General features: G+C 72.1%; 25 protein-coding genes and 2 pseudogenes. 16 read left to right on the top strand and 11 right to left on the bottom strand.

Annotation, left to right across the window (positions count from 1 at the left end; genetic code table 11):
• Positions 1 to 59 precede the first annotated feature (59 nt).
• The 5 genes from ACFULQ_RS33495 to ACFULQ_RS33475 all read right to left on the bottom strand — a co-directional run bounded on the left by ACFULQ_RS33495 (position 60) and on the right by ACFULQ_RS33475 (position 3158).
• A complete protein-coding gene (locus ACFULQ_RS33495) occupies positions 60 to 1295 on the bottom strand; it encodes a hypothetical protein (RefSeq protein ID WP_383551231.1) in 1236 nt (411 codons plus the stop codon).
• Position 1296: 1 nt separating this feature from the next.
• A complete protein-coding gene (locus ACFULQ_RS33490; protein WP_383551229.1) occupies positions 1297 to 2052 on the bottom strand; it encodes a hypothetical protein in 756 nt (251 codons plus the stop codon).
• A gap of 13 nt (positions 2053 to 2065) precedes the next feature.
• Positions 2066 to 2380 carry a hypothetical protein gene (locus tag ACFULQ_RS33485; RefSeq protein ID WP_383551227.1) on the bottom strand — a complete coding sequence of 105 codons (315 nt, stop codon included), beginning with the start codon at positions 2378 to 2380 and terminating at the stop codon, positions 2066 to 2068.
• A gap of 80 nt (positions 2381 to 2460) precedes the next feature.
• Positions 2461 to 2745 (bottom strand): hypothetical protein, encoded by a 285-nt coding sequence (locus ACFULQ_RS33480; RefSeq protein WP_383551225.1) that lies wholly within the window; start codon positions 2743 to 2745, stop codon positions 2461 to 2463.
• On the bottom strand, positions 2742 to 3158 hold the full coding sequence (locus tag ACFULQ_RS33475) for a hypothetical protein (protein WP_383551223.1): 417 nt from the start codon (positions 3156 to 3158) through the stop codon (positions 2742 to 2744). The genes ACFULQ_RS33480 and ACFULQ_RS33475 overlap by 4 nt, the downstream gene beginning before the upstream one ends.
• 492 nt (positions 3159 to 3650) lie before the next feature.
• Between ACFULQ_RS33475 and ACFULQ_RS33470 the strand changes: the two genes are divergently transcribed.
• From ACFULQ_RS33470 to ACFULQ_RS33460, 3 genes are all read left to right on the top strand, one after another.
• Positions 3651 to 4481: a lytic transglycosylase domain-containing protein gene (locus ACFULQ_RS33470; RefSeq protein ID WP_383551221.1), complete on the top strand. Its 831-nt coding sequence runs from the start codon at positions 3651 to 3653 to the stop codon at positions 4479 to 4481.
• A 44-nt stretch (positions 4482 to 4525) separates the two neighbouring features.
• On the top strand, positions 4526 to 5452 hold the full coding sequence (locus ACFULQ_RS33465) for a hypothetical protein (protein ID WP_383551219.1): 927 nt from the start codon (positions 4526 to 4528) through the stop codon (positions 5450 to 5452).
• Between the two features lie 177 nt (positions 5453 to 5629).
• Positions 5630 to 6220, top strand: a complete 591-nt coding sequence (locus ACFULQ_RS33460) for a sigma-70 family RNA polymerase sigma factor (RefSeq protein ID WP_383551217.1) — start codon at positions 5630 to 5632, stop codon at positions 6218 to 6220.
• A 26-nt stretch (positions 6221 to 6246) separates the two neighbouring features.
• Here the strand turns inward: ACFULQ_RS33460 and ACFULQ_RS33455 are convergent, their stop codons facing one another.
• Positions 6247 to 9180, bottom strand: a complete 2934-nt coding sequence (locus ACFULQ_RS33455; RefSeq protein WP_383551215.1) for a BTAD domain-containing putative transcriptional regulator — start codon at positions 9178 to 9180, stop codon at positions 6247 to 6249.
• Positions 9181 to 9412: 232 nt separating this feature from the next.
• Complete coding sequence (locus ACFULQ_RS33450; protein WP_383551213.1) at positions 9413 to 10792, bottom strand: glycoside hydrolase family 43 protein; 1380 nt, start codon at positions 10790 to 10792, stop codon at positions 9413 to 9415.
• A 225-nt stretch (positions 10793 to 11017) separates the two neighbouring features.
• Here ACFULQ_RS33450 and ACFULQ_RS33445 point away from each other — a divergent pair, with 225 nt between their 5' ends.
• The 5 genes and pseudogenes from ACFULQ_RS33445 to ACFULQ_RS33425 all read left to right on the top strand — a co-directional run bounded on the left by ACFULQ_RS33445 (position 11018) and on the right by ACFULQ_RS33425 (position 15006).
• Positions 11018 to 12451, top strand: coding sequence for an amidase (locus ACFULQ_RS33445; protein WP_383551211.1), 1434 nt, complete (start codon positions 11018 to 11020; stop codon positions 12449 to 12451).
• Positions 12445 to 12582: pseudogene (locus ACFULQ_RS33440) on the top strand (SAV2148 family HEPN domain-containing protein); the annotation flags it as partial. The gene ACFULQ_RS33445 and the pseudogene ACFULQ_RS33440, both read left to right, overlap by 7 nt.
• 23 nt (positions 12583 to 12605) lie before the next feature.
• The gene (locus tag ACFULQ_RS33435; RefSeq protein ID WP_253266726.1) at positions 12606 to 12824 is read left to right on the top strand and encodes a hypothetical protein; all 219 of its coding nucleotides are present in this window, start codon (positions 12606 to 12608) and stop codon (positions 12822 to 12824) included.
• A 132-nt stretch (positions 12825 to 12956) separates the two neighbouring features.
• The gene (locus ACFULQ_RS33430; protein ID WP_383551209.1) at positions 12957 to 14432 is read left to right on the top strand and encodes an SPFH domain-containing protein; all 1476 of its coding nucleotides are present in this window, start codon (positions 12957 to 12959) and stop codon (positions 14430 to 14432) included.
• Positions 14433 to 14559: 127 nt separating this feature from the next.
• Positions 14560 to 15006: a type II toxin-antitoxin system PemK/MazF family toxin gene (locus tag ACFULQ_RS33425; RefSeq protein ID WP_330262842.1), complete on the top strand. Its 447-nt coding sequence runs from the start codon at positions 14560 to 14562 to the stop codon at positions 15004 to 15006.
• Positions 15007 to 15269: 263 nt separating this feature from the next.
• Here ACFULQ_RS33425 and ACFULQ_RS33420 read toward each other — a convergent pair whose 3' ends face one another.
• Positions 15270 to 16097, bottom strand: a complete 828-nt coding sequence (locus tag ACFULQ_RS33420; protein ID WP_383551206.1) for a TIGR02452 family protein — start codon at positions 16095 to 16097, stop codon at positions 15270 to 15272.
• A gap of 290 nt (positions 16098 to 16387) precedes the next feature.
• Here ACFULQ_RS33420 and egtA point away from each other — a divergent pair, with 290 nt between their 5' ends.
• Genes egtA through egtD form a run of 4 tightly spaced genes read left to right on the top strand, consistent with a single transcriptional unit; the run spans position 16388 to position 20737 of the window.
• A complete protein-coding gene (gene egtA / locus ACFULQ_RS33415; RefSeq protein WP_383551204.1) occupies positions 16388 to 17677 on the top strand; it encodes an ergothioneine biosynthesis glutamate--cysteine ligase EgtA in 1290 nt (429 codons plus the stop codon).
• Positions 17674 to 19005, top strand: coding sequence for an ergothioneine biosynthesis protein EgtB (egtB, locus tag ACFULQ_RS33410; protein ID WP_383551202.1), 1332 nt, complete (start codon positions 17674 to 17676; stop codon positions 19003 to 19005). The genes egtA and egtB overlap by 4 nt, the downstream gene beginning before the upstream one ends.
• The gene (gene egtC / locus ACFULQ_RS33405; RefSeq protein ID WP_383551200.1) at positions 19005 to 19778 is read left to right on the top strand and encodes an ergothioneine biosynthesis protein EgtC; all 774 of its coding nucleotides are present in this window, start codon (positions 19005 to 19007) and stop codon (positions 19776 to 19778) included. The genes egtB and egtC overlap by 1 nt, the downstream gene beginning before the upstream one ends.
• Positions 19775 to 20737, top strand: a complete 963-nt coding sequence (gene egtD / locus ACFULQ_RS33400) for an L-histidine N(alpha)-methyltransferase (RefSeq protein WP_383551198.1) — start codon at positions 19775 to 19777, stop codon at positions 20735 to 20737. The genes egtC and egtD overlap by 4 nt, the downstream gene beginning before the upstream one ends.
• Before the next feature lie 62 nt (positions 20738 to 20799).
• Here the strand turns inward: egtD and ACFULQ_RS33395 are convergent.
• Positions 20800 to 21681: pseudogene (locus ACFULQ_RS33395) on the bottom strand (MalY/PatB family protein).
• A 279-nt stretch (positions 21682 to 21960) separates the two neighbouring features.
• Between ACFULQ_RS33395 and ACFULQ_RS33390 the strand changes: the two are divergent.
• Complete coding sequence (locus ACFULQ_RS33390; RefSeq protein WP_383551196.1) at positions 21961 to 22176, top strand: dodecin; 216 nt, start codon at positions 21961 to 21963, stop codon at positions 22174 to 22176.
• 6 nt (positions 22177 to 22182) lie between these two features.
• Here the strand turns inward: ACFULQ_RS33390 and ACFULQ_RS33385 are convergent, their stop codons facing one another.
• A complete protein-coding gene (locus ACFULQ_RS33385) occupies positions 22183 to 22674 on the bottom strand; it encodes a hypothetical protein (RefSeq protein WP_383551194.1) in 492 nt (163 codons plus the stop codon).
• A gap of 92 nt (positions 22675 to 22766) precedes the next feature.
• On the opposite strand from ACFULQ_RS33385, the gene ACFULQ_RS33380 reads away from it, so the two are divergent.
• The 3 genes from ACFULQ_RS33380 (at position 22767) to ACFULQ_RS33370 (ending at position 24612) form a co-directional block, all read left to right on the top strand.
• On the top strand, positions 22767 to 23177 hold the full coding sequence (locus ACFULQ_RS33380) for a (2Fe-2S) ferredoxin domain-containing protein (RefSeq protein ID WP_383551192.1): 411 nt from the start codon (positions 22767 to 22769) through the stop codon (positions 23175 to 23177).
• A 67-nt stretch (positions 23178 to 23244) separates the two neighbouring features.
• On the top strand, positions 23245 to 23415 hold the full coding sequence (gene rpmF / locus ACFULQ_RS33375; RefSeq protein WP_383551190.1) for a 50S ribosomal protein L32: 171 nt from the start codon (positions 23245 to 23247) through the stop codon (positions 23413 to 23415).
• A 12-nt stretch (positions 23416 to 23427) separates the two neighbouring features.
• The gene (locus ACFULQ_RS33370; RefSeq protein WP_383551188.1) at positions 23428 to 24612 is read left to right on the top strand and encodes a GTP-binding protein; all 1185 of its coding nucleotides are present in this window, start codon (positions 23428 to 23430) and stop codon (positions 24610 to 24612) included.
• Here the strand turns inward: ACFULQ_RS33370 and ACFULQ_RS33365 are convergent.
• A complete protein-coding gene (locus ACFULQ_RS33365; protein WP_383551186.1) occupies positions 24594 to 25301 on the bottom strand; it encodes a DNA polymerase beta superfamily protein in 708 nt (235 codons plus the stop codon). The genes ACFULQ_RS33370 and ACFULQ_RS33365 overlap by 19 nt on opposite strands.
• Positions 25302 to 25349 lie beyond the last annotated feature (48 nt).

Genomic DNA, 25349 nt, shown 5'->3' with positions numbered 1-25349 from the left:
GGGGAGGCGGTGCCGGGCCGTACGGGCGTACGGCCCGGATGTCGTGGACTCCCCCGGGCTCACTTGTTGTTGCCGAGGTCTCCGTCGCCGCCCTCGACGGCACCGGAGACGGTCGCACCCGCGGTCTGGGCCGCGGCCACGGCCGCGAGGACAGCGATACCGGCGGGGCCGCCCAGCGCCGCTCCGGCCTCCTTGCCGGCACCGCCCGCGGCCTTGCCCGCGCCGCCACCGCCCTTGCTCGCCCCGCTCGGACCGCCCGGGCCGGACGCGCCGCCCGCACCGCTGCCGCCGGACGCCCCGTCCGCACCGGCGCCGCCGGCCGCCCCACCGGTGCCGCTCGCTCCGCTCGGGCCCTTCTGTCCGCTCTCTCCGCCGGCTCCGCCGGACCCGCCGCTCATGGCGCCGACCTGCACGGCACCGGTCGCCAGCTGGTTGCCCGCCTGGCCCATGGCGGCCATCGGGTCACCGGTGCCCATGGCGGCGGTGGCGGGTACGACGAGCTTCAGCAGCGCGGGGAGCGCGATCGCGGACAGCAGCATCACGCCGATGCCGGCGATACGGGTGTTGACGTTGGGGTTCGTACCGGTCTTGCCCTGGCTGATCATCGTCATGCCGGCGTTCAGCACGAGCGCGACCGCGGGCTTGTAGAGCAGCCAGGAGATCATCCAGCCGATGTGCTTGCGCCACCAGCCGGCGCCCCAGTCCGTCATCGAGGCCGCGGCGGCGATCGGGAGGGTACCGAGCATGATCATCATGACGCCGAGCCGGATGTACATCAGGATCGTGTGCAGGATGCCCGCGAGCAGCAGCAGGAAGGCGAGGATCAGCAGCAGGAAGGACTGGATGTCGCTGTTGTCCCCGCAGGCGCCGATGTTGTCGAGCGCGTTCTGCACGGAGTCGTTGAACAGGTAGGTGGAGTAACTGTCCGCGATCCTTGCCGCGGCCAGGCACACGGTGGTGGCCGCGCCTGCGACGAGGACGACGCGCAGGATGCCCTTCAGCGCGGTGACACCGGCGGTGCCCCTGCGCTCGAGGGCCATCTTGCCGGCCGCGAACAGCAGTGAACCGACGGCCAGATAGACCACGATCCACGAGGTCTTGTCACTGAGGTCGTTCGAGGTGGTCGTGTCGTCCAGGGTCGGGACGCTGTCGGCCAGCCCCGCGAACACCGCGATCGCGGCGGCGAGGATCGACTTCGCGATCAGACCGATGACCGTCCCGACCGGGTCGCCGAGAAAGCTGAAGAACCCGGTGATCGCGTCCGCGAGCGGATTCCCGTTGCTGCAGGCCGCCACGTCAGGCCCCCCAGAGTGTGTAGCCGACGGCGCTCTGCTCGGTGGCCAACTGCGAGTACAGGCCTCCGCTTCCGTCGGGCTGGATCTTCCAGTCGCCACCGCTCCAGCGCACGGAGACGCTGGTGGCGGCATAGCCCTGCGCGTTCCTGATCAGCAGCCTGACGGTCGCCGCCTCACGGGTGTACGAGGTCACCTTGAACCCGGCGTAGGACGACGTGGCCGGGGCGCTGTTCGAACCCTCCGTGTCCGGCACGGCGGTGCGCTGGAACACGAACAGGTCGCGTCCCTGCCCGGCGACCACCTGCTGGTCGGTGACAGTGCGCCACTGCGTTCCGCTCATCTGGGTGGGGATGCCGGTGGCGGCCAGCGCGGCACCCATGGGTGTGTGCGCGAAGCACCACCACACGGCGCCCTCGATCCTGGTCGGCCCCGCCGAGGCGGAGACCGGCACCTGCCCGATGCTGACCGGGTGCCAACTGATGTCCTTCGGCACGGACGTGGGGATCGTGTCGCCCGCGCTGTCGTCGGTACGGCAGCCACCGGGACGGCCGTCCTTCCTGGTGGCGGTGCCGGACAGCGGGCCCTTGGACACCGGCGCCTGTGCATGGCCGCCGGAGCCCGAGCCCGAGGTCAGCGTGGTGATCACGCCCAGGACCACGACCAGCGCGAGGAACCCCGCCGATGCCTGCCAACTGCGCTGCTTCCAGTACGGCCCGGACTCCTCGGACCTTTGTCCTCCGCGCTTGAAGATGCCCACTGTCCCGCGCCCTCTAGTTGAAGACGAACTGGACGAGCGGGCCGGCCGTGGCCACCAGGACACAGCCGCCGAGCACCATGCCGAGGCGGCTCATGTGCTCCGAGCTCTCACCCCGCTTGACGGAGATGGCCATCATCGCGCCGGTGACCAGCACGCCGCAGACACCGGCCGCAGTGCCGGCCCAGGCCAGGATGCCGAGGACGAGGTTGACCTTGGAGGTCAGTGGGCCGGGGGCGTTGCTGGTCGGCTGCGGGACGTTGGCGCCGCCCGACGGTGCGGGCACGACGGCGGCAAGGTACTGGGAGGCTTCGTGGAGCATTGCGGACATGAGGATTCTCCGAGGAGTCGGCGCCCGGCCCGAATGGCGGGCGGGGCGGTGAACTGGCGGTACTGGAAGGTCTGTCGGCCTCAGGGGCCTTGAATGGTCAGGTCGCCGAGGAAGGTGACGAGCGGGCCGGCCGTGGTGGCGATCACGCAGCCCAGGACGACGAAGAAGACACCGCGGAAGTGCTCACCGCCCTCGCCCGGGTCGCCCCGGCGCAGCTGGAGCGCCATCTGCATACCGACGATGATCAGTCCGGCGACGCCACAGGCCGAGGCGCACCAGGAGAGCGTGTTGAGGATCAGGTGACCGTCGTCGCCCGGGTCGTACCCGTCGGCCAAGTACTGCGTGGCGGAGGGGAGTTGGATCACGACCGGGCTCCCTCGCCGTAGACGTCGCTGCCCACCAGCCGGGAGAGCGTGACGAGTTGCCTGGGGACGTACTTCATCGGGCTGTCCGTGCGCCACGCCGGGATCCACGGCACACGGTGCACGCGGGCGACGGAGCGCAGGACCCGGATGCGGCGCAGCAGACCGATCGGCAGCCGCCCGGGGGCGTCGGCGACCAGCACCACGGCCAGCAGTTCGAGCCCCTGCGGGGCGTTGCCGTCCTTGAGCGCGCCGAGTGCCCGGGACACGGCCCGCAGTCCGCGCGCGCTGGTCCGGCCGACCAGGACGATCCGGTACGGCTCGCCCCGCGCGGGCTCGGGCCAGCGGTCGCCCACGTCCACGCCGCCGAGGGCCTCGACCAGCGAGGTCGCGCCGGAGCCGCCATGAGCCTTCACCCACCCGACGTCCTCGCGCGACCTGCCGCCCGCCGCTCTCCCGGGTCGCTTCGGCCGGGCCCGGCCCTGTTCCGCCGGGCGGCCCGAAAAGGCTTTGGGAGCCGGGGAGTCGAGCGAGGGCGCGGCTTGCCGTACGGCGGGTGCCCTGGGGGCGGTGGCCTGCCGCACGGCGGGTGCCGGGGGCCGGGAAACGGCTGCCTCCTGCCGCGCAGGGGCGGCCGTGCCGCCGTCCGTCTCGGGCTGTGCCGACTGCGTGGACCTGGGTCCCCGTACCCATGACTGCGGGATCGGTTGTGGTGCCGAAGGAGTGCCCACGATGTTCTTCCCGCCCCCCTCCTGGCTCGTGCTTCCGCTGCTCTGACTCATCCGGTTTCCGCTGTTCTGAACCTTTTTGCCACGGGCCCCGTTTCGGTCTACCGGGTCCGTCGGACAGCACAACGGGCCGTGTGGCCACAGCGGTTCAAGACGAGTCGAAGAAGGCGGAGGACGCGGATGGGTGCCGAAGAGGGCGAGGGTGGCGCAGGCTCGAACGCCGTCATGTACGGCGTGGCCGGCGCCGGCGTGGGCGGCTGCGTGATGATCCCGCTCGCCGTGGCGGGCGCCGTGCCCCTGATCATCATCTTCGGGGGGCTCGGGGTCCTGCTCGCCCCGCTCATCGCACTGATCCTGCTCTTCGGAGGAGGCGGCGGCAGCGCCGACGACTACAGCAGCGACAACGACACCGCGAACCAGATGGTGGCCGTCCTCCAGGGCGACGGGAAGGGCGAGCTGGACACCACCACCGTCCCGTCGGACCTGGTGGACCCCATCCAGAAGGCCGGCGAGGAGTGCGACGCGATCGGCCCGATCGTCATCGCCTCCCAGCTGGAGAAGGCGTCCGGCTTCAACTCGACCCTGGTCGGCCCGCACGGCGAGACGGGCATCTCGCAGCTGACGCCGGACATCTTCAGCAAGTTCGGCAAGGACGACGACGACAACGGCAAGACGCAGGCGACGGACAACAAGGACTCGATCATGGCCCTGGGTCGCTACATGTGCGATCTGGCGGGCCAGGGACAGACGTTGCTCGACAACGGCACGGTCGTGAAGACCACCGACAAGGACGGCAACACCACCAACAGCGTCCTGGACCTCGCCCTGGCCGGCCACGCCGTCGGGATGGACGCCGTGAAGGCGGCCAAGGGCGTCCCGCAGTCGAACGACGCCCTGAGCTACGTCCTCGCCGTCCGCGCCCAGTTCGCCAAGTACCAGGGCATCGCCGCCCCGCCCTCGGGCGCCACCCCCGGGGTCACACCGACCTCGACGCCGACCGGCACGAACTGACACTCCCCCCACCTGACCGGACCCACCGTACGAGGAAGACAGCCATGGACCTGGACCACTTCAAGGTGTACGTCTCCGACGAAGGCCTCGCCGAGATCAACGGCGACCCGCTCGTCCCCGCTCCCGGTCAGTCCGTGCACGAGGCCGTGCTCGACGCGTTGCACCGGTACGCCGAGGAGTCCGGCGCGGCCGTGGACGCCACGGTCGGCGACGGCCCCGGCACGGCCCATTTCGTCCTCCGGGTGCTGCCGGACGGCTCCAGCCACGTCCTCGCGTCCGGATCCGGGGACGCACCGGAACCCGAACCGCGGTCGGCCTCCGAGCCGGAATCCGAGCCCGCCTCCGAGCCGCCCGCCGACGCCCCGTCCCCGCCCACCGTCACCGCGCCCGTCACCCTCAACTCCGCTGCCACCTCCACCTCCGCCATCGCCGGCGCGATCGCCCGCGCCCGCGCCACCGCCGTCACCGCCGTCACCGCCGTCACCGGTCCGACCGTGCGGGAACCCGTCCCCGGGGTCGACACGCCCCCCGCCGCGCTCTCCGAACAGGTCGGCCGCATCAACGAGTTGGGGGTCGCCGGCCGGCTCGACGAGGCGTTCGCCAGGGCGACCGCGCTGCGTGAGCGCCTGACCGGGTCGGTGGGCGCCGAGCATCCGCACGCGCTGGAGGCGCGGGCCCTGGAGGCATACCTCGCGTACCTGCGCGGCGACCACCGCGAGGCCGTCGTACTGGCACTGGCTGTGGCCCGGATCCGGTGCAGGGCCCGCGACGAGAGGGCCCCGATGGACGTGGCGCGGGCGGCGGCGGCCTGGCAGCAACTCGACGACTCCCGGGCCGCCGTCACCCATGGGCGCGAACTGCTGCACATGTGGGACATGTTGAGCCTTCAGGGTCCGCTGCCGCCCGGCCACACCGAAATCGCCGAGATGGTCCACAGGCACGTGCAGACGCTGGAGGGGGCGTACGTCTGACCCCTTGTACGCGACCACGCGCACTCCGGCGCACTCCCCCTGACCGGCTCGTCAATCGACTCGTACACCAGGCGTCAAACAGACGTGGACCGCCCCTCGAAACACTCCGTTCCCCAAGAGCACCGTCCCGGCCCGCAGTCGGCCGGGGCGGTCGACCCGAGGAGCAGGAGCACTTCCATGAACGTGACGGCCATCGGATCGGCCAGCGCGGTCTCGCCCGAGGAACGGGCGCTGCGCGACCTCTATCTGGAACACGGGCCGGCCCTGTACTCGTACGTACTGCGCATGCTGGACTGGGACTCCCACCGTGCGGAGGACATCCTCCAGGAGACGCTGCTGCGCTGCTGGAACACCGGGAACCTGACCGACGCCGAGGGAATGGCCGTCCGCCCCTGGATGTTCCGGGTCGCCCGCAACCTCGTCATCGACGCGCACCGGACCCGGATGGCCCGCCCGCTGGAGATCAGCGGCACCACCTGGTTAGGCGACATGCACTCCGAGGTGGACGACATAGAACGGATGCTGTCGTCCATGGTGCTGCACAAGGCCCTGGAGACGCTCACACCCGCGCACCGTGAGGTGCTCCAGGCGACGTTCTTCGCGGACCGCACCACCCAGCAGGCCGCGCAGGACCTGGGCATTCCGCGCGGCACCGTGAAGTCCCGCGTGTACTACGCCCTGCGCAGCCTGCGCCTCGCCCTGCGGGAACACGGAGTCGTGGTCGAGGAGGCATGGCAGGAGCAGGCGGAGACGGACATGGCCTGCTGAGCGAGCGGCCGGAGCCCATGAAGGCGTCAACGGCCTGACTGTGCCTCCGGCTCGTCGGTGTCCAGTTCGCGCAGGGCCGAGCGGACCTCCTCGGCGTCCGGATGGCCCATCTCCTCCAGCAGCGCGAGAGCCGACCGCAGCGCCTCGCGGGCCGCGTCCCGGTCGCCGGTGGCACGGCGGGCGTCGCCGAGGTGACGCAGGACGTCGGCTTCGAGATAGTGGTCGCCGATCGCGGCGAACAGGCTCACCGACCGCTCGAAATGCTCGATGGCGTCCGCGTACCGGCCGAGGTGGTGGTAGGCGTAGCCGAGGGTGTCCTGTGTCGAGGCCGCTCCGTAAGGGTCGTCCATCTCCTCGTGGAGGGTCAGACCCTCCCGGCAGCAGTCGAGGGCCTTCGTGTGGTCGCCGATCAGGATGTACGTCCAGGCGACCTCGTTGAGCACACCGGCCTCGCCGTTGCGGTCGCCCTCGGCCCGCAGCAGCGCGCGGGCCTGTGCGTAGTGGTCGAGGGCGGCCGGGCGCCGGTCCGTCCGGTTGGCCAGATAGGCGAGGGCACGATGGACGCGGGCCTGACCGAACGGGTCGCCGGCGTCATGGAACAGGTCCAGCGAGCGTTCGAGGCACCTGGACGCGGCCTCCGCGTGGTGGAGCTGTGCGTGGGCCACGCCCAGACCGCACAGGGAGTACGCCTGACCGAGGGGATCGCCGAGCTTCTGTGCCGCCTCCAGCGCCACGCTGTTGATCTTCAGGAGGTCGTGCCAGAACCCGAGCCGGTTGAAGTAGACGTCCAGGGCCGCCGCGGTGCGCCAGGCGTGTTCGTCGTAGCCGTGGGCGGCGGCGTGCTCGACGATCGCGCTCAGGACGTACCGCTCCGTGCGCAGCCAAGTGGTCGCCTGGGCCCGGTCGTTGAACCGAAGGGGCTCGCTGCCCGTTGTGCTCGGCGGCAGGGCGACGGGCTCGCGGAACGGACCGAGGACCGAGGAGGCGTTGTGGGCGGTCCGCAGGAAGTGGTCGTGCATGCGCAGCAGAGCCGCGTCGCGGGTGCTCTCGTCGTCCTCGGCCTCGGCGAGTTCACCGGCGTAGGCGCGCAGCAGGTCGTGGAAGACGAACCGGCCCGGAGCGTGTTCGTTGAGCAGGCTCGCCCCGGTGAGTTCGGTCAGCAGGGCGCGGACTTCACGCGGTGGTGCGCCGGTCAGTGCGGTGGCCGCGACGGTGGTGATGTCGGGGCCCGGATGCAGGGCGAGCCGGCGGAAGAGTGCGGCCGCCGCGGGCGACAGGGCCTGGTACGACCAGGAGAACACGGCTCGGGCGTCGGTGCCGGCGTCGTCGCCGACGAACGCGTCGAGGCTGCCGTGGTGGTCCCGGAGTTCCTGGGCGACGTCGGCGAGCCGGAAGCCGGGACGGTGGGCCGTGCGGGCCGCCACGATGGCCAGGGCGAGCGGCAGCCGGGCGCACAGCTCGGTGATCGCGGCGACGGCCTCCGGTTCGGCGTCCACGCGGGCGCCGCCCAGCCGCCGGGACAGCAGCTCATGCGATTCCTCGGTGCTCAACAGGCCCGTGGTGAGCGGACGGGCACCGTGCCCGGCGACGAGACCGCCGAGCCGCCGGCGACTGGTGACGATGACGAGGCTGCCGGGTGTGCCGGGCAGCAGCGGCCGTACCTGCTCGGCGTCACGGGCGTTGTCCAGCACGATCAGGAAGCGCCGGTCGGCGAGGATGCTGCGGTAGAGGGCGGCCTGCGCGTCGAGTCCCTCCGGGACGGCCTGGGGGGTCATGCCGAGCGCCACGAGGAACATCTCGATCGCGGAGCCCGGAAGCATCCGGGAGCCGTGCGGGTCGTAGCCGCGGAGGTTGACGTAGAGGCTGCCGTCGGGGAAGCGGTGGGCGACCCGGTGGGCCCAGTGCACGGCGAGGGTGGTCTTGCCGGTCCCCGCCATTCCGTCGATGACGCCGATGACCGCGGTGCCGGGCGGGCCGTCTCCCTCGGGCAGCAGGGCGGCGAGGGAGTCGAGCTCGGCGCGGCGACCGGTGAACAAGGGGAGATCGGCGGGGAGTTGGGAGGGACTCACGGCACCGGCGCGGCGGCTGGGCAAGGCGGCGTCCGACTCCGGAGGTGGCACGGGAGCGGGGCTGTGCGGGGCGTGGGTGTCGGCACCCGGTGCGCTGAGCGTCGGCCGGGCAAGCGCGGGGTCTCCGGCGAGAAGCCGTGCGTGCAGGGCACGCAAGGACGGCCCCGGCTCGATGCCCAGTTCCTCGACCAGCACGCGGCGCGTGCTCGCGTAGGCCTCCAGCGCCTCGGCCTGCCGGCCGCACCGGTACAGGGCGGTCAGCAGCAGCTCGACCACCGCCTCTCGCAGCGGATGCGCAGCGCGCAGCGCCAGCAGTGCCGGCACCACCGCCTCGTGCCGGCCCAGCTCCAGCTCCATGGACAGCCGCAACTCCAGGGCGCCCAGCAGGCGTTCAGCCAGTTCGGTCCGCGCGGACTCGGCGTACGGACCGGGCACACCGGCCAGTACCGCACCGCCCCCGGCCGTCGGCACGGCACGCAGCAACCGGACCGCGCCGGTCGTGTCACCGACGGCCCGACGGCGCTCGGCCTGCGTCAACGCCTCCTCGAACTCGGCCAGATCACTGGAGATCCGGTCGTTGCGCAGGGCGTATCCGTCCCCGAGGGAGACCAGCAGCCCGGACGGCCGCCCTGGCGTCCGCTCGGGCTCGAGCAGCTTGCGGAGCCGTGAGACGTAGGTACGCACCATCGCGACAGCACCCGGAGACGGCCGCGCGCCCCAGACGCCGTCCACGAGTTCGGCCACCCCGATCGGGCGCCCCCGGCTGAGCAGCAGCGCCGCGAGCACCGCACGCTGCTGAGGGGACCCAAGCGCCAGTTCGACGGGTCCCCTCCAGGCACGCAGCGGGCCGAACAGGGCGAACCGGAGGCTGTGCGGTCCGTTTTCCTCCACGGTCCAGCACCGTAGCGGCCAGGACGCCGAGGCGATTTGATTCCGGCCACACGTTCGCACGGACGACACACCCCGGGAATCCGCACATGTCCCACCACTGGGGCAGCCTGTGCGGACTCCACCGGGCATCCGGCACCCGTCCGGCCCGGTGCCGACGAGCACGAGCCCGACAAGGGGTCCGGGCTCGACGGAGTCCGAAACACCACGCAACAGCGGCCAGGAGCCGTGCGGCTCAAGCCCAGGCAGTCACCGGCACGAATGAACTGTCCGCACGGAACAGATCCGTCCCATCCGTTCGGGCCACTCGGAGTTGGTAGTTGTAGTGGCGCAGGTAGTAGCCGGGGTAGTTGTACGACTCCCAGCGGATCGAGTCCGACGACGTGCCCGTGCGGGCGATGAACGTCGCGTCCTTGGTGAAGGTCGATGTGCCGTCGTCGGCGTCGAAGCGGGCGCGGAAGTCCCAGTGGCGCAGGTAGTTGCCGGAGGAGTCGCGGAAGGAGAAGCCGGTCGAGTCGGCGAGGCCCGCGACCACCGTGAAGGTCGACGCCGTTTTCTCGGCCGATGTGCTGGAGCCGGTCACCACCGGGAGGTTGAGCAGCGCGGACTGGTTCTGCCAGTACCGCGTGGAGTAGTTGACCGACCGGAAGGAGCGCGTCACGTTCTTCGCGAGCGAAGGGCCGCCGGACACCGTCTCCTTGATGACCGTGAAGTGGCGTGCCGTGCCCGAGACCACCGGCAGCGCCGCCGGGGCCGACCAGGTCGCGAAGGTGTCGTAGCTGTCGCTGTAGTAGTAGGTGCCGTCACCGTAGCCGTCGAAGAAGATCCGCCAGCCGCCGTTGTCGAGCTGGATCACGGACGGGCCCTCGCGGTAGCTGCCCCAGCCCGCCCAGTCGCCCGTCCTGGAGATCGTGTAGGGGCCCGTCAGGGAGGACGCCGTCGCGTACTCGATGTACTTCGTCGTCTCGTTCTTCGTGAACGCGTGGTAGGTGGAGCCGGACTTCACGAGGTACGTGTCGATGTGGTTCGCGCCGATGCCGGACAGGGCCATCGGTGAACTCCACGCCGTCAGCGCCGAGTTCGTCGCCCGCAGCCGGTACGGGGTGAAGATCCACTCGTCGCTGGTGAGCGAGCAGGACACGATGACGTTCACGCTGCCGTCGCTGTCGACGAACCACTCCGGCGCCCACGCGCGGGACAGGTCGGCGATCGGGACCGTGTAGTCGTACAGGAAGGTCCAGTTGGCCCGGTCGGAGCTGCGGGCGAAGCCGATGGTGGTGCTGACGTCCTGCCAGGTGTGGGTGGTGTAGGTGAGGTAGTAGAAGCCGTCGGTGTGCCGGAAGACGCTCGCGTCGCGGATCCTGTTGCTCGGCGGCGTGTAGGCGGAGGACTTGAGCAGCCGGAAGTCCGTGGCGTCGTCGGACTGGTAGACGTTCACCGTGCCGTCGTCGCTGTTGAGGAACGGCACGATCGTGCAGCGGGTGGCGGAGCCGCTGGGCGGGGCGGCGGCCAGGGCCGTGCCGGGCAGCTCGCCGAGCAGTGCGGCCGAGGCGGGCAGGACCGCCAGCGCGCGGAGCAGGGTGCGGCGGGACGGCGTGGGGGGTCGTGTGGTCACGTGCACGTGCGGCTCTCCCTCGAACAAGTGCAGGACGCGGCTCACGTCCGAGACGTCCGACATGCCGAACAAGGTTCGGAAAGTCGGTCAGACCGTAGAGTGGTGACCGGAACACGTCAATCCCTCGCGCACAACCCTCTTGCGCTCAACCGGGTCAACCCGCGTTCCCCCGAAGCGCTTTCCGACGTTACCGTTCAGTAGACGGCGTCGGTCCGCAGCACGGAGGTGTCCCGTATGACGTACGACCGTTCCGCAGGGCTGGTGGAGACCGCGCGGGCGCTGGCCGACGGCGAGATCACCTCCCTGGCCCTCGTCGAGCAGGCCCTGGCGCGGATCGAGGGCGCCCAGGACACGCTCAACGCCTTCCGGATCGTACGGACCGAGGCCGCCCTCGCCGAGGCGGCGGCCGCGGACGCCCGGCTCGCCGCCGGGGAACGCGCGCCGCTGCTCGGGGTACCCGTCGCCGTCAAGGACGACATGGACGTGGCCGGTGAGCCCACCGCGTTCGGCTGCCAGGGCGAGTTCCCCGCGGTCGCCCGGGACGGTGAGGCGGTACGGCGGCTGCGCGCGGCCGGGGCCGTGATCGTCGGCAAGACCAACACCTGTGAGCTCGGGCAGTGGCCGTTCACCGAGGGCCCCGCCTTCGGGGCGACCCGCAACCCGTGGAGCCCGGAGCACACCCCGGGCGGCTCCTCCGGCGGGTCCGCCGCGGCCGTGGCCGCCGGTCTCGTGCCCGCGGCGCTCGGCTCGGACGGGGCCGGTTCGGTGCGGATCCCCGCCTCCTGGACGCACCTCGTCGGCATCAAGCCGCAGCGCGGCCGGATCTCCACCTGGCCGCGCGGCGAGTCCTTCCAGGGCATCACCGTCAACGGCACGCTCGCCCGCACGGTCGCCGACGCGGCCCTGCTGCTCGACGCGGCGAGCGGCAACCACGACCTGGACCCCCATCGCCCGCCCGCCGTCGACGCCTCCGCGGCCGTCGGCCGCGACCCCGGCCGGCTGCGCATCGCGCTCGCCCTCAAGCCGCCGTTCACCGCGCTGCCGGCCCGGCTCCAGCCGGAGGTGCGGGCCCGGGTCGTCGAACTCGCCGAGAAGCTGGGCGCGTTGGGGCACACCGTCGAGGAGGCCGATCCGCCGTACGGCCAGATCGGGCTCACCTTCATCCCGCGCGCCACCGCCGGGCTCGCCGAGCGGGTCCGCGAGGCGCCCTTCCCCGCGCTCCTCGATCGCCGCACCCGGGACGCGGCCCGGCTCGGCGGACTGCTCGGCGGGGTACCGCTCCGGGCGGCGCGGCGCGCGGAGGCGGTCCTGCACCGCCGTATCGGAGGGTTCTTCTCGTCGTACGACGTCGTCCTCGCCCCCACCACGGCCGCTCCCCCGCCGCGCATCGGGGCCATGCTGAAGCTGGGCGGACTGGCCACCGACCGCGCGATGATCGCGGCCTGCCCCTACGCCTGGCCGTGGAACGTGCTGGGGTGGCCCGGGGTCAATGTGCCCGCCGGGTTCGTCGGTGACGGGCTGCCCGTCGGGGCGCAGTTGCTCGGACCCGCGAACAGCGAGCCGCTGCTGCTGTCGCTCGCGGCGCAGTTGGAGGCGGATCTGCGCTGGCACGAGGCCTGGCCGCCGGAACGGGTCGCCCTGGATTCCCCCGCGGCGTGAGCGGTGACGTGCCGTCCGCCCGGCGGCTGCCAGTGGACGCGGTCGAAGAGGTGGTCGAGGACCTGTTCGGTGACCGGTGCGGCGACGTGGTCGACGTCCACCCCGACCGGGTGCGGCCGCTGCGGCAGTTCGTGCCCGCCCGTACCCTGTGACCATGGACGATGCGTCGATGGTCGGGCTCATGGGGCGGGTCACGGGGACGGTCGGGCCGGGGCTCGTCGGTGAGGTGATCGTCCGGGTGCGGGGCGGTGCCGAGCACTTCCTCGCCTACCCCGCCTCCGGCACGGACCGGATCGAGCGGGGCACCGTGGTGATGGTGGTGGAGTACCTGCCGCCGAGGACGGTCTACGTACAGGCGGCGTACGACAGTTGAGCCCGCCAATGCGCAGGTGAGAGCGTTTGTATCAAGGTTTCGACAAGGATTCGCCGGCGTCTTCACCACCGCCTCGAACAGGCGCACACTCCCTTCGTTCGGTGCCGAAAGGGCACCATGCAAAGGGGGCGTATGCCGATGGTCATCGGCGTCGTTGCGGGGGTGGCCGTTGCCGCCATCGCCGCTGTGATCGGTCTGTTCAAGCTGATGTGGCGTGTCGCGGAACCCAACGAGGCACTGATCATCTCGGGCTCGAACCACAAGACCGAGGGTCTCGAGGCGGGCATGGGATTCCGCATCGTCACCGGGCGCGGCACGCTGGTGCTGCCCGGTGTGCAGGCGGTGCGCAAGCTCTCGCTCGACCTGAACGAGACCGAACTGCATGTGGACTGCGTGACCCACCAGGGCATCCCGCTCAAGGTGCGGGGCGTGGTCATCTTCAAGGTGGGCGACGACTTCGTGTCGATCGCCAACGCGGGGCGGCGCTTCCTGGATCAGCAGAAGCTGATGTCGGAGCGGGTGCACAACGTGTTCGCCGGTCATCTCAGGTCCATCGTCGGCGGGTTGACCGTCGAGGACATGATCCGTGACCGGGAGAAGCTCACCGGGCAGACCCGGGCCGCCTGCGGCACGGAGATGGAGAAGCTGGGGCTCATCGTCGACTCCCTCCAGATCCATGAGATCGAGGACCCGACCGGGTACATCCAGAACCTGGCGATGCCGCACGCGGCGGCCGTCCAGCGCGACGCCCGGATCGCCCAGGCGGAGGCGAACCGGCTGGCCACCGAGGCCGAGCAGCAGTCCTTCGCGCGGATGGCGGAGGCCACCCGGGACAGCGAGATCCTCCAGGCCGGCTACCAGGCCGAGCGGGACAAGGCGGCCGCGAAGGCGCGCCAGGCCGGTCCGCTCGCGGACGCCGGGGCCCGGCAGGAGGTCGTCGTCCAGGAGACCCGGGTCGCCGAACTCGAGGCGCACCGGCGCGAGCAGCAGCTCCAGGCCGACGTCCGCAAGCCGGCGGACGCCAAGGCCTACGAGAAGCGGACGCTGGCCGAGGCCGAGCGTGACGCGCGGATCTCCGGGGCCGAGGCCAAGGCGCGGGAGACCGAGCTGGCCGCGGCGGCGGAGGCCACCCGGGTCAAGGCGGCCGCGAGTGCCGAGGCCGAGGCGACCAAGGCGCGCGGTGCGGCCATGGCGGCGTCCACCCGGGCCACGGGTGAGGCGGAGGCCGCGGCGGCTCAGGCCAAAGGGCTGGCCGAGGCGGAGGCCGCGAGGGCGAAGGGGCTCGCGGAGGCGGAGGCCATCAAGGCCCGTGCCGCCGCCCTCGCCGAGAACCAGGAGGCGGTCGTCGCCCAGCAACTCGCCGAGAACTGGCCGGAGATCGTCAAGGCCGGCGCGTCCGCGTTCGGCAACGTCGACAACATGGTGGTGCTCAACGGCGCCGACGGCATGGCGGACATGTTCGCCAAGGCGCTCACCATGGGCGGCACGGGACTGGGTCTCGCGCGTCAGCTGCTGGCATCGATGAACCAGAACGGGCAGCAGGTCAACGGCACTTCGCTGAACGGCGTCGCCGCACCGCCCGTGCAGAAGGTTCCGGTCCAGGAGTAAGGGACAGGCGGTCCGGGGTCTTTGGACAAAAGGGCCCCGGGCCGCCGCGGTTCGCCGCGCGAGCAGTGTGACACCCAGGACCCCAGTCACTCCTCACCCGAACCCGCGGACGCCATAAGGTGCCCCCGTGACTGCCTTTACCGATGAGAACGTCCCCGGCCGCTTCGGCGCCACCGCCACCACCGAGGCCGACCCCCGCGAGGTCGGCAGGGTGCGCACCGAGTACTCCCCCGCGCACGACGGCGACCCGGACCCCGGGGAGATCGTGTGGACCTGGGTGCCCTTCGAGGAGAACGACGGCCGCGGCAAGGACCGGCCCGTGCTCGTGGTCGCCCGCGAGGCGGCCGGTACCGTCCTCGCCGTACAGCTGTCGAGCAAGCGGCACGACGGGGACCGGGAGTGGGTCGCCATCGGCAGCGGCCCCTGGGACCGGACCGGGCGGGACTCCTGGGTGGACGTCGACCGCGTCCTGCGCCTCCACGAGGAGGGCATGCGCCGCGAGGCCTGCGCCCTGGACCGGGGACGCTTCAACCTGGTCAGGCAGCGCCTGCACGAGCGCTACGGCTGGACCTGACAGGCAGCCCTCCCTGCGGCTGACGCCCAGCTCCCGAGCCGCTGACGCTCAGCTCGCGAGCCGCTGACACTCGGCCCCCTGGCCGCTGATGCCCAGCTCCCCAACCCCTGACACTCGGCCCCGGCCGCCACCGCTCAGCTCCTCAACCCCCGACACTCGGCCCCCGGCCGCCAACGCCCAGCTCCCCAGCCCCTGCCATTCGGCCCCCGGCCGCTGACGCCCAGCTCCCCAACCCCCGACACTCGGCCCCCGGCCGCCAACGCTCAGCTCCCCTGCCGCTCACGCTCCGCGAACGCCCGTACGAACGCCTCCCGCACCACCGCGCCCCGAGTACGGTCCAGCACCCCGAACACCACGTGCTCGAAGGCGTCCGCGAACCGTCCGCCGGGGCCGAGCAGGGTTCGGAACGCCCCCGCCACCTGCGCGGGGTCGTTCTGGAAGACCCCGCAGCCCCAGGCGCCCAGCACCAGGCGCCGGTAGCCCTCCGCCACGGCGACCGAGAGCACCCGCTCGGCGCGCACCGCGAGGGCCCGCGGCAGCTCGGCCACCCGATCGGGTGCAGCCCGCCGCACCACTCCGGCGTTGGGCGCGGCCGCCGTCAGGAAGCCCACCAGGTGCGCCGAGTCCAGCAGACGGCCGCTGTCGTCCCGGAACACGGGCACGGACGGTGAGTGGATGACCCGGTCCGTGTAGAACGGGTCGCGACGGGCGCGGTGGTGGTCGTAGAACTCCCGGGCCCGCAACTGGCAGGTGTACAGCGCGGAAGCCCGGCACAGCGCCTCCTCCTGGGCCTGGGCGCCGTTCAGATAGCCGCCGCCCGGATTGCGGGCCGAGGCGAAGTTCAGCACCGCCACCGGCCCTTCGAGCCGGCGGGCCGCCTCCAGACTGCTCTCCCCCGTGACCTCGAAGAACGTGTCCGCGGGAGCGAAGGGCGGCACCTCCACCGGCCCGGGACCGAACATCCGCGTCCCCGCCCGCGCCGCCTCGATCTCCGCGGCCAGCACCACCTCGCGCCCGTCCGGCGCCCGATAGCGCCCCGCGGCGACGATCTGCTCGGTCTCCCGCGCGACACCACGCAGACGCGCGCTCATGGCGCCACCCCCGTGGGCGCCACGACCGCACGTCGCGCGGTCCCCGTCGTCGTGCTCATGCAGAAATCCTGAGCGATGCCCGGGATGCGGTGCAACAGAGTTTCCGGCGCCCGGCACAGCGGGAAAACGCCTCGAGAACCCCGGGAGAACGGAGATCCACGGACCCTAATGCGCGGATGTGCCCCCTTGTGCGGAACGGCATCAGGGTCTTGGGTGGGACGAGCGTTGCCGGTCCGACCCAACCTGATCCCCGGACTGGTGGCATGGTGGAATCTCAGGAGGATCCCGACATGTCCGACTCACTGGGTGACTGTACGAAGCCCCGTACATCGCTCCCCGAAGCAGAGCTCGAGGCCCTGGTCCGCGGCATCTGCTTCAAGACCGGCCCGCCCCGCCGCATCGGGGTGGAACTGGAATGGCTCGTCCACGAGCTGCGCAGCCCGCGGCTCCCCGTGACACCCGAACGACTCGCGGCGGCCTACGCCGCACTGCGGACCGTGCCCCTGAAGTCGGCGCTCACCGTCGAACCGGGCGGCCAGCTGGAGCTGAGTTCCCAGCCCGCCGACTCCCTGACGGAGTGCATCGGTACCGTCTCCGCCGACCTCGCCGCCGTCCGGGCGGCCCTCGCCGAGCAGGGTCTCGGCCTCGTCGGCCTCGGCCACGACCCCTGGCACCCGCCCCGCAGATACCTGCGCGAACCGCGCTACGACGCCATGGAGACCTGCCTGGACCGCACCGGCCCGGCGGGGCGCGCCATGATGTGCACCTCCGCCTCCGTGCAGGTGTGCGTCGACGCCGGTCATGAGGAGCCCGGCCCCCTGGGCCTCGGCCGCCGCTGGTGGCTGGCGCACCAGCTGGGCCCGGTCCTGGTGGCCGCCTTCGCCAACTCGCCCCTCGCCCGCTCCGAGCCCACCGGCTGGCTCTCCACCCGCCAGCTGCTGTGGACGGAGATCGGCAAGGGCCGGGCGGGCGGCCCCGACCTTGACGCCGACCCCCGGGCCGCCTGGGCCCGGCACGTCCTGGACGCGCCGGTGATGTGCATACGGCGGGACAGCGGCCCCTGGGACGTCCCGGAGGGGCTCACCTTCCGGGAATGGGCCAGGTCAGGGGTGCCCCGGCAGCCGACCCGCGAGGATCTCGACTACCACGTCTCGACCCTGTTCCCGCCGGTCAGGCCGCGCGGCCATCTCGAACTGCGCATGATCGACGCGCAGCCCGGCGAGGACGGCTGGATCGTGCCGCTCGCGGTGACGGCCGCGCTGTTCGACGACCCGGAGACCGCCGAGACGGCCTACCGGGTGGTCAAGCCGCTCGCCGAGCGCACCCTCTCCCAGCCCGCCCCGCACAACCCGCTGTGGATCGACGCGGCCCGCCAGGGCCTCGCCGATCCCGAACTGCGGGAAGCGGCCGTCGCGTGCTTCACGGCGGCCCTGGAGGGCCTGCCCCGCCTGGGCGCCGGCCCCGAGGTCACGGGCGCCGTCGAAACGTATCTGCACCGCTATGTGATCCGGGGCCGCTGCCCCGCCGACGACCTGCTGGACCGGACCCACGGTTCGCTCGGGAAGGAAACCCGCACATGACCGACTCCCTCACCGCCCCCTCGGTCGACCCCGAGTCCTTCCGAGAGCGGGCGGTGTCCACCCTGGTCACCGCCCGGGACCGCACGACGCTCCTCACCAGCTGCGTCGAGGACCCCGACCTGACCGCCCAGCACTCGCCCCTGATGTCGCCGCTCGTGTGGGACCTCGCCCACATCGGCAACCAGGAGGAGCAGTGGCTGCTGCGGACCGTCGGCGGGCAGGAGGCGATACGGCCCGAGATCGACGGCATCTACGACGCCTTCGAGCACCCGCGCTCCGAACGCCCCACCCTGCCCCTGCTGACGCCCGCGGAGTCCCGGCGCTACGCGGCCGAGGTGCGCGGCCGGGTCCTCGACATCCTGGAGGGCAGCGCGCTGCACGGGACCCGGCTCACCGAGGCCGGGTTCGCCTTCGGGATGATCGCGCAGCACGAACAGCAGCACGACGAGACCATGCTGATCACCCATCAGCTCCGCAAGGGGCCCGCGGCCCTGACCGCCCCGGACCCGGAACCCGCCCCGCTGTTCACCGGCCCGGCCGAAGTCCTGGTCCCCGGCGGCCCGTTCACCATGGGCACCTCCGACGAGCCCTGGGCGCTCGACAACGAACGCCCCGCGCACCGGCGGCAGGTGGACGCCTTCTACATCGACACCACACCCGTCACCAACGCCGAGTACCAGGCGTTCATCGAGGACGGCGGCTACGACACCGAACGCTGGTGGACCCCGGCGGGCTGGGCCCACATCCGGCAGCACTCCATCCACGCCCCGCTGTTCTGGCGCCGCGACGGCAAGCAGTGGCTGCGCCGGCGCTTCGGCGTCACCGAGGTCGTACCGGCCGACGAGCCGGTGGTCCACGTGTGCTGGTACGAGGCCGACGCCTACGCCCGCTGGGCCGGGCGGCGGCTGCCGACCGAGGCGGAGTGGGAGAAGGCGGCCCGGCACGACCCGGCGGGCAACCGCTCCACGCGCTACCCCTGGGGTGACGCCGACCCGGCGCCCGAGCACGCCAACCTGGGCCAGCGGCACCTGCGCCCCGCCCCCGCCGGAAGCTATCCGGAAGGCGAGTCGCCGCTCGGCGTACGCCAGTTGATCGGGGACGTGTGGGAGTGGACGGCGAGCGACTTCGAGCCCTACCCGGGGTTCCAGGCGTTCCCGTACAAGGAGTACTCGGAGGTGTTCTTCGGCCCCGACCACAAGGTGCTGCGCGGCGGTTCGTTCGCCGTGGACGCGGTGGCCTGCCGGGGCACCTTCCGCAACTGGGACTACCCGATCCGGCGGCAGATCTTCTCCGGCTTCCGCACCGCCCGTTCCGCGGGATCCGCCTGATGTGCCGTCATCTGGCCTACCTGGGACCCGAGGAGCCGCTCGGCAGGCTCCTCGTGGAGCCGGCGCACAGCCTGTACCGGCAGTCCTGGGCACCGCGCCGGCAGCGGTACGGCACCGTCAACGCCGATGGTTTCGGGGTCGGTTGGTACGCCGAGGGCGACCCGGTGCCGGCCCGGTACCGGCGGGCCGGGCCCATCTGGGCCGACCTGTCGTTCGCCGATCTGGCCCGGGTCGTGCGGAGCCAGGCGATCCTGGCCGCCGTACGGGACGCGACGCTGGCGGGAGCCGACGCCGAGGCAGCGGCGGCGCCGTACGCCTCGGGGCCCTGGCTGTTCAGCCACAACGGCGCCGTCAAGGGCTGGCCGGGCTCGCTGGCTCCCCTGACCGGGACCCTGCCCCCGGCGGAGCTGCTGTCGATGGAGGCCCGCAACGACTCGGCGTTCGTGTGGGCCCTGGTCCTGAACCGGCTGCGCGGCGGCGACGAGGAGGGCCAGGCGCTCGCCGACACGGTCCTGGAGGTCGCCGAGGCGGCCCCCGACTCCCGGCTCAACCTCCTGATGACCAACGGCGAGTCCATCGCCGCGACCGCCTGGGGCGACACCCTCTGGTACCTCCAGCGGCCCGGCCTCGGCACGGTCGTGGCCTCCGAGCCGTACGACGACGATCCGCACTGGCAGGAGGTCCCCGACCGCACCCTGCTCGCGGCGAGCCGTACCGACGTCCTGCTGACGCCACTGAAGTCCCCGGAACCACTCGAGGAGCCCCGCACGTGAGTCCGTTCCTGCTGACCCGCACCCTGCCCGAGGACGCCACCGAGGCCGCCCTGCGCGCCGACGTCCTCAGGGGCCTGACGCACACGCCGAAGACCCTGCCGCCGAAGTGGTTCTACGACGCCCACGGCAGCGAACTCTTCGAGCAGATCACCGAGTTGCCCGAGTACTACCCCACCCGCGCCGAACGGGAGATCCTCGTCGCGCGGTCCGGCGAGATCGCCGCGGCGACCGGCGCCCGCACCCTGGTCGAACTGGGCTCCGGCTCCTCGGAGAAGACCCGGTACCTGCTCGACGCGCTCACCGGGCTGCACACGTACGTCCCGGTCGACGTCAGCGAGAGCGCCCTCACCCAGGCCGGACACGCGCTGATCGCGCAGCGGCCCGAGCTGAGCGTGCACGCGCTGATCGCCGACTTCACGGCCGGACTGACCCTGCCGGGCACACCGGGCCCGCGCCTGCTGGCCTTCCTCGGCGGCACGATCGGCAACCTGCTGCCGGCCGAGCGCGCCGCGTTCCTGTCCTCGGTCCGCGCCCTGCTCTCCCCCGGCGACGCGCTGCTGCTCGGCACCGACCTCGTCAAGGACGAGGAGGTGCTGGTCAGGGCGTACGACGACGCGGCCGGGGTGACGGCCGCGTTCAACAAGAACGTCCTGACCGTCGTCAACCGCGAGCTGGACGCCGACTTCGATCCCGGCGCCTTCGACCACGTGGCCCTGTGGGACGCCGAGAACGAGTGGATCGAGATGCGGCTGCGGTCCCGCACGGAACAGACGGTGAAGGTCCCGGCGCTCGACCTGGCCGTGGACTTCGCGGCGGGCGAGGAGCTGCACACCGAGATCTCCGCGAAGTTCCGCAAGGAGGGGGTCCGTGACGAACTCTCCTCCGCAGGGCTGGAGTTGGCGCACTGGTGGACGGACGGCGAGGGCCGGTTCGCGCTGTCGTTGAGCGTGGTGCGGTAGCGGCCGACGACGAAGAGGGCCCAGGTCCACGGGCCCTCTTCGTCGGTCGAGGGCGATGTACGTCAGTCGAGGGCGCTCGCCATCCTCCGGACCGCCTCGGTGATCACCTCGGGAGAGGTCGCCAGGTTCAACCGGACGAAGCCCTCGCCGCCGGTGCCGAACGGGACCCCGGAGTTCAGGGCGACCCGGCCGCGCTCCAGGAACACCTCGGCCGGGTCGCCGTCCGGACGCAGCGCACGGCAGTCCAACCAGGCGAGGTACGTGGCCTCGGCCGGTGCGTACCGTACGGCGGGCAGGTGCTCGGCGAGGAGGCCGGCCAGGAGCCGGCGGTTGTCGTCGAGGCCGGTCAGCAGGGCGTCGAGCCAGGCACCGCCGTCCCTGAGCGCGGCGGTGTGGGCAAGGACGCCGACGTGGCTGGGGCCATGACCGACTTCTTCGGGCAGGCGGGCGAGGTCGTCGGCCGCGTCGGGACCGGCGACGGCCACCGCGGCCTTGAGCCCGGCCAGGTTCCACGCCTTGGAGGCCGACATCAGCGACAGCCCGTTCTCCCCGCCGGGGACGCTCAGATAGGGCACGAAGCTCGCGTCGGCCGCCACGATCGGGGCGTGGATCTCGTCGACCACGACCCGCACGCCATACGTCCGTGCCAGCGCCGCCACGCTCGCCAGTTCCTCGGTGGTGTGCACGGCCCCGGTGGGGTTGTGCGGGCTGCACAGCAGATACGCGGTCCGTCCCGCGCCCCTGCCGGCCCATGTTCCCGACGAACTGGTGAAAGGGCGGGTACACGGGCGAGTTGACGACCACCGCGTCACCCGGTCCGGAGACCGGCTTGAGCATCTCGACGGTGCCCAGCATCACGTCCGGCACGATCGCCGTACGCCCCACCGCGAGCCCGTCCAGGGGGACAGGGGCAGCACGTCCTCGGGGTAGGTCCGCCACTTCATGCTCGTACGCCGTCGGAGCCGCTCCAGGGAGAGTGCCCGCACGGCAGGCGTGCGCGGGCGGCTGACGGTCCGGTCGTGGCGCAGGCCGCCTGCACTCACCCGGGGGCGCGGGGAGCTGCGCGACAAGCCACCACGCACCCGCACCCGCCCGACGACCGAACCCGGCACCCCCGTAGGCGCCCGGCCCAAGCCCAGCGCAGCGGACTCGCGTTCCGCCCCGGGCTGGGGCACGGTGGAGTGACGCGTGACGCCGCTGTCACGGCGGAGAGGAGCATCCGTATGTCGAACCACACCTACCGGGTCACCGAGATCGTGGGCACCTCGCCCGACGGCGTGGACCAGGCGATCCGCAACGGCATCAGCCGCGCCTCGCAGACCTTGCGCAACCTGGACTGGTTCGAGGTGACCCAGGTGCGGGGGCAGATCGAGGACGGGCAGGTGCAGCACTGGCAGGTCGGCCTCAAGGTCGGTTTCCGCCTCGAAGGGTCCGACTGACGGCGCTCAGGTCCGCCCCTCCCGCTCCTGAGCCGCCTTCAGCTCGGCGGAAGGGGCGGTCCAGCGCGCCCGTACGACGGAGAATCCGGCCCGTTCCGCGTCCGCGCAGACCAGTTCGTCGTCGTCCACCAGGAACCGGATCTCCCGGGTGCGGCCGAGGCGCTGGAGGATCTCCAGCTTGGTGCGCCGGGCGGGCCGCCGGTCGTCGTTGCGCCGCATGTGCACGCGCCCTTCGGGCAGCCCCTGCGCGGCGAGCCAGGCGAGAGTGTCGCGCCGGCACCGCTCCGGGCGTCCGGTGAGATAGACGATCTCGCACTCCTCCGCGCTCACCAGCACCAGCGCGATGCCCTCCGGGATCGGCGGGTCCTCGGGCGCGGCCGCGAAGAAGGCGTCCCAGTCGCGCGGCCTGCGCTCCAGGAACCGCTGTCGGTGGGCCGTGTCGGCCAGGGTGTTGTCCAGGTCGAACACGGCGAGCGGGCGCTTGTCACTGTCGGTCACCACCCCACCCTAGACCCGGCACCCCTCCCGCTCCCGGTCATGAGCACCCCCCACCCGCACCTCATGATCAGTGCACCCCGCATGCTTCTCCCATGTCCTCGACACCCCGCTCGTTCCTGGCCGGCTCCGCGTCCTGCACTCTCGTCGTCTGCCGGGGCTGCTGCTGCGGCGACGCCCGCAAGAACCCCGGCACCGACCACGCCTGGCAGTTGGAGCTGCTGCGCGCCGGAGCGGCCGAGCACGGCTTCCAGGTCCGTACGACCGACTGCCTGGGCCCCTGCGACCAGGCGAACGTCATCGTCGTACGGCCCTCGGCGGCCGGGCGCCGGGCGGGCGCCAAGGCCGTGTGGATCGGGTTCGTGACGGACGACGAGGGCACCGAGGAGGTCGTGCGGTGGGCGGCGGCCGGCGGTCCGGGCGTCGCCGAGCCGCCGCTGACGCTGGAGTTGCAGTTCATCGAGCCGCCGCGGGAGGCGAAGGTTCGGTCCCGTCGCCGCCGCTGATTGTTAATGGGATCCATTTTCATGTAGCGTCCTCGGTGCCCACCCCGCCCCCGAGGAGGATCCCGTCATGGCTGTCCCCAAGCGGAAGATGTCCCGCAGCAACACCCGCCACCGCCGCTCGCAGTGGAAGGCCACCACCGCCCAGCTGGTGCCGGTCACCCTCGGCGGCGTCACGCATCTCGTCCCGCAGAACCTGGTCAAGGCGTACGAGCGCGGCCTGCTGCGCCCCGAGGGCTGAGGGCCGCGAGGGATGCCGTACGACCGCCTGCCCGTCACCGTCCTCTCCGGCTTCCTCGGAGCGGGCAAGACGACGCTCCTCAACCATGTCCTCGCCAACCGCGACGGGCTCAGGGTCGCCGTCATCGTCAACGACATGAGCGAGGTCAACATCGACGCGGCGCTGGTGCGCGGCGGTGAGGCCGCGCTGTCGCGGACCGAGGAACGCCTGGTCGAGATGACCAACGGCTGCATCTGCTGCACCCTGCGCGACGACCTCCTCTACGAGGTGGACCGGCTGGCCCGCGAGGGCCGCTTCGACCATCTGCTCATCGAGAGCTCCGGCATCTCGGAACCCCTGCCCGTGGCCGCGACCTTCGCCTTCGCCCGCGACGACGGCGCCACCCTCGGTGACGTGGCCCGGCTCGACACCATGGTCACGGTCGTGGACGCGGCCAACTTCCTGCCCGAGCTGGAGCGGGGCGACGAACTCGCCGAGCGCGGCCTCGCCCCCTTCGAGGACGACGAACGCACGGTCAGCGATCTCCTCGTCGACCAGATCGAGTTCGCGGACGTCCTCGTCCTCAACAAGCTCGACATGGTCGACGCCCGGGCGGCGGCCCGGCTGCGGGCGACTCTCGTACGGCTCAACCCGGCCGCCCGGATCGTCGAGGCCGAGCACTCCCGCGTGGACGTCCGACAGGTCCTCGGCACCGGCCTGTTCGACCTGGAGCGCGCCCAGCAGGCACCGGGCTGGGTCCAGGAACTCAACGGCGAGCACGTGCCCGAGACCGAGGAGTACGGCGTCTCCTCGACCGTCTTCCGCTCCGAACTCCCCTTCCATCCGGGCCGGTTGTGGGATCTCGTCACCGAGGGCCTGGACAGCGGGGCGTACGGGCGCATCCTGCGCTCGAAGGGCTTCTTCACCCTGGCCAGTCGCCCGCGGGTGACGGGCCTGTGGTCACAGGCCGGTGCGGTGGCCCGCTTCGAACCGTCCGCCGCCCGGGACACCGAGGCGCCCTACGCCCAGGAACTCGTCTTCATCGGCACCCGGTTGGAGCCGGACACGCTGCACGCGGCACTCACCGGCTGCCTCATGACCCCGGACGACCGGCGCCACCCGCTCGTGGACCCCTTCCCTGCCTGGGAGACGTACGGCGTCGACGACACCTGCGCCCACGAGGGCGCCGACGCGCACGCTCACGCCGCGGTGGCGTAGAACCGGGCGCGCACGCGCAGCAGCCACGCCTCGGCCGGTGCCTCGTCGGGCCGGTCGGGCAGCGCGCTGCGGGTCCCGGCGAAGGCGCTCTCACAGTGGGCGAGCAGGGACCGCGCCCGGGAGGGGTCGGCAGCGACGGAGTCACCGAAGCGGTGGTACTCCTCCGGGTCCTCGACCCGGATGGTGAGCCGTCCGGTGGAGTACAGCTCCAGGCCCTGGTGGCACAGGCGCTTCAGGTGCCGGGCGTGCTTGGCGGTGCGGTGGTCGCCCGCGCGGCTCTCCAGCTTCCTGAACTGCTGCGTGGCGTACCCCAGATAGGCGTCCCGGACCCGCGGCGCGCTCAGGAACGAGCCCCGGATGCCGATGAGTTCGTCGCCGAGCGGGGTGCGCTTCTCGTACAGCTCGTCCGGCAGCCACACCAGTTCCATCACCGTCGGGTTGCCGCCGAGGGCGAGCCGGCACCACTTCGCCGCCTCGTGCAGGGTGCGGTCCGGGGCCGTGGTGACGTGGGACTCCCTCGGGGCGTGCAGGCCGAGCAGGCTCTCGGTGGGCGCGGCGAACATGCCGAGCCGGTCCACGTCGGAGCCCTCGCGGGCGAGTCCGTACGCGGTCGAGCCGACGACGCCGGAGAGCAGGATGTTCTGGACGGTCACCCGGCCATTGTGCTGACCTGCGCGAATGCCGGTCATCTGATTTTCGCTCGGGGCCCGCCGGGAATGCCCGGCCCGCTCACGCGT

Source organism: Streptomyces sp. NPDC057253 (assembly GCF_042669125.1).
Taxonomy (GTDB): domain Bacteria; phylum Actinomycetota; class Actinomycetes; order Streptomycetales; family Streptomycetaceae; genus Streptomyces.
Note: the sequence above shows the minus strand (reverse complement) of the source record. Positions and strands in the feature narration are given on the sequence as shown.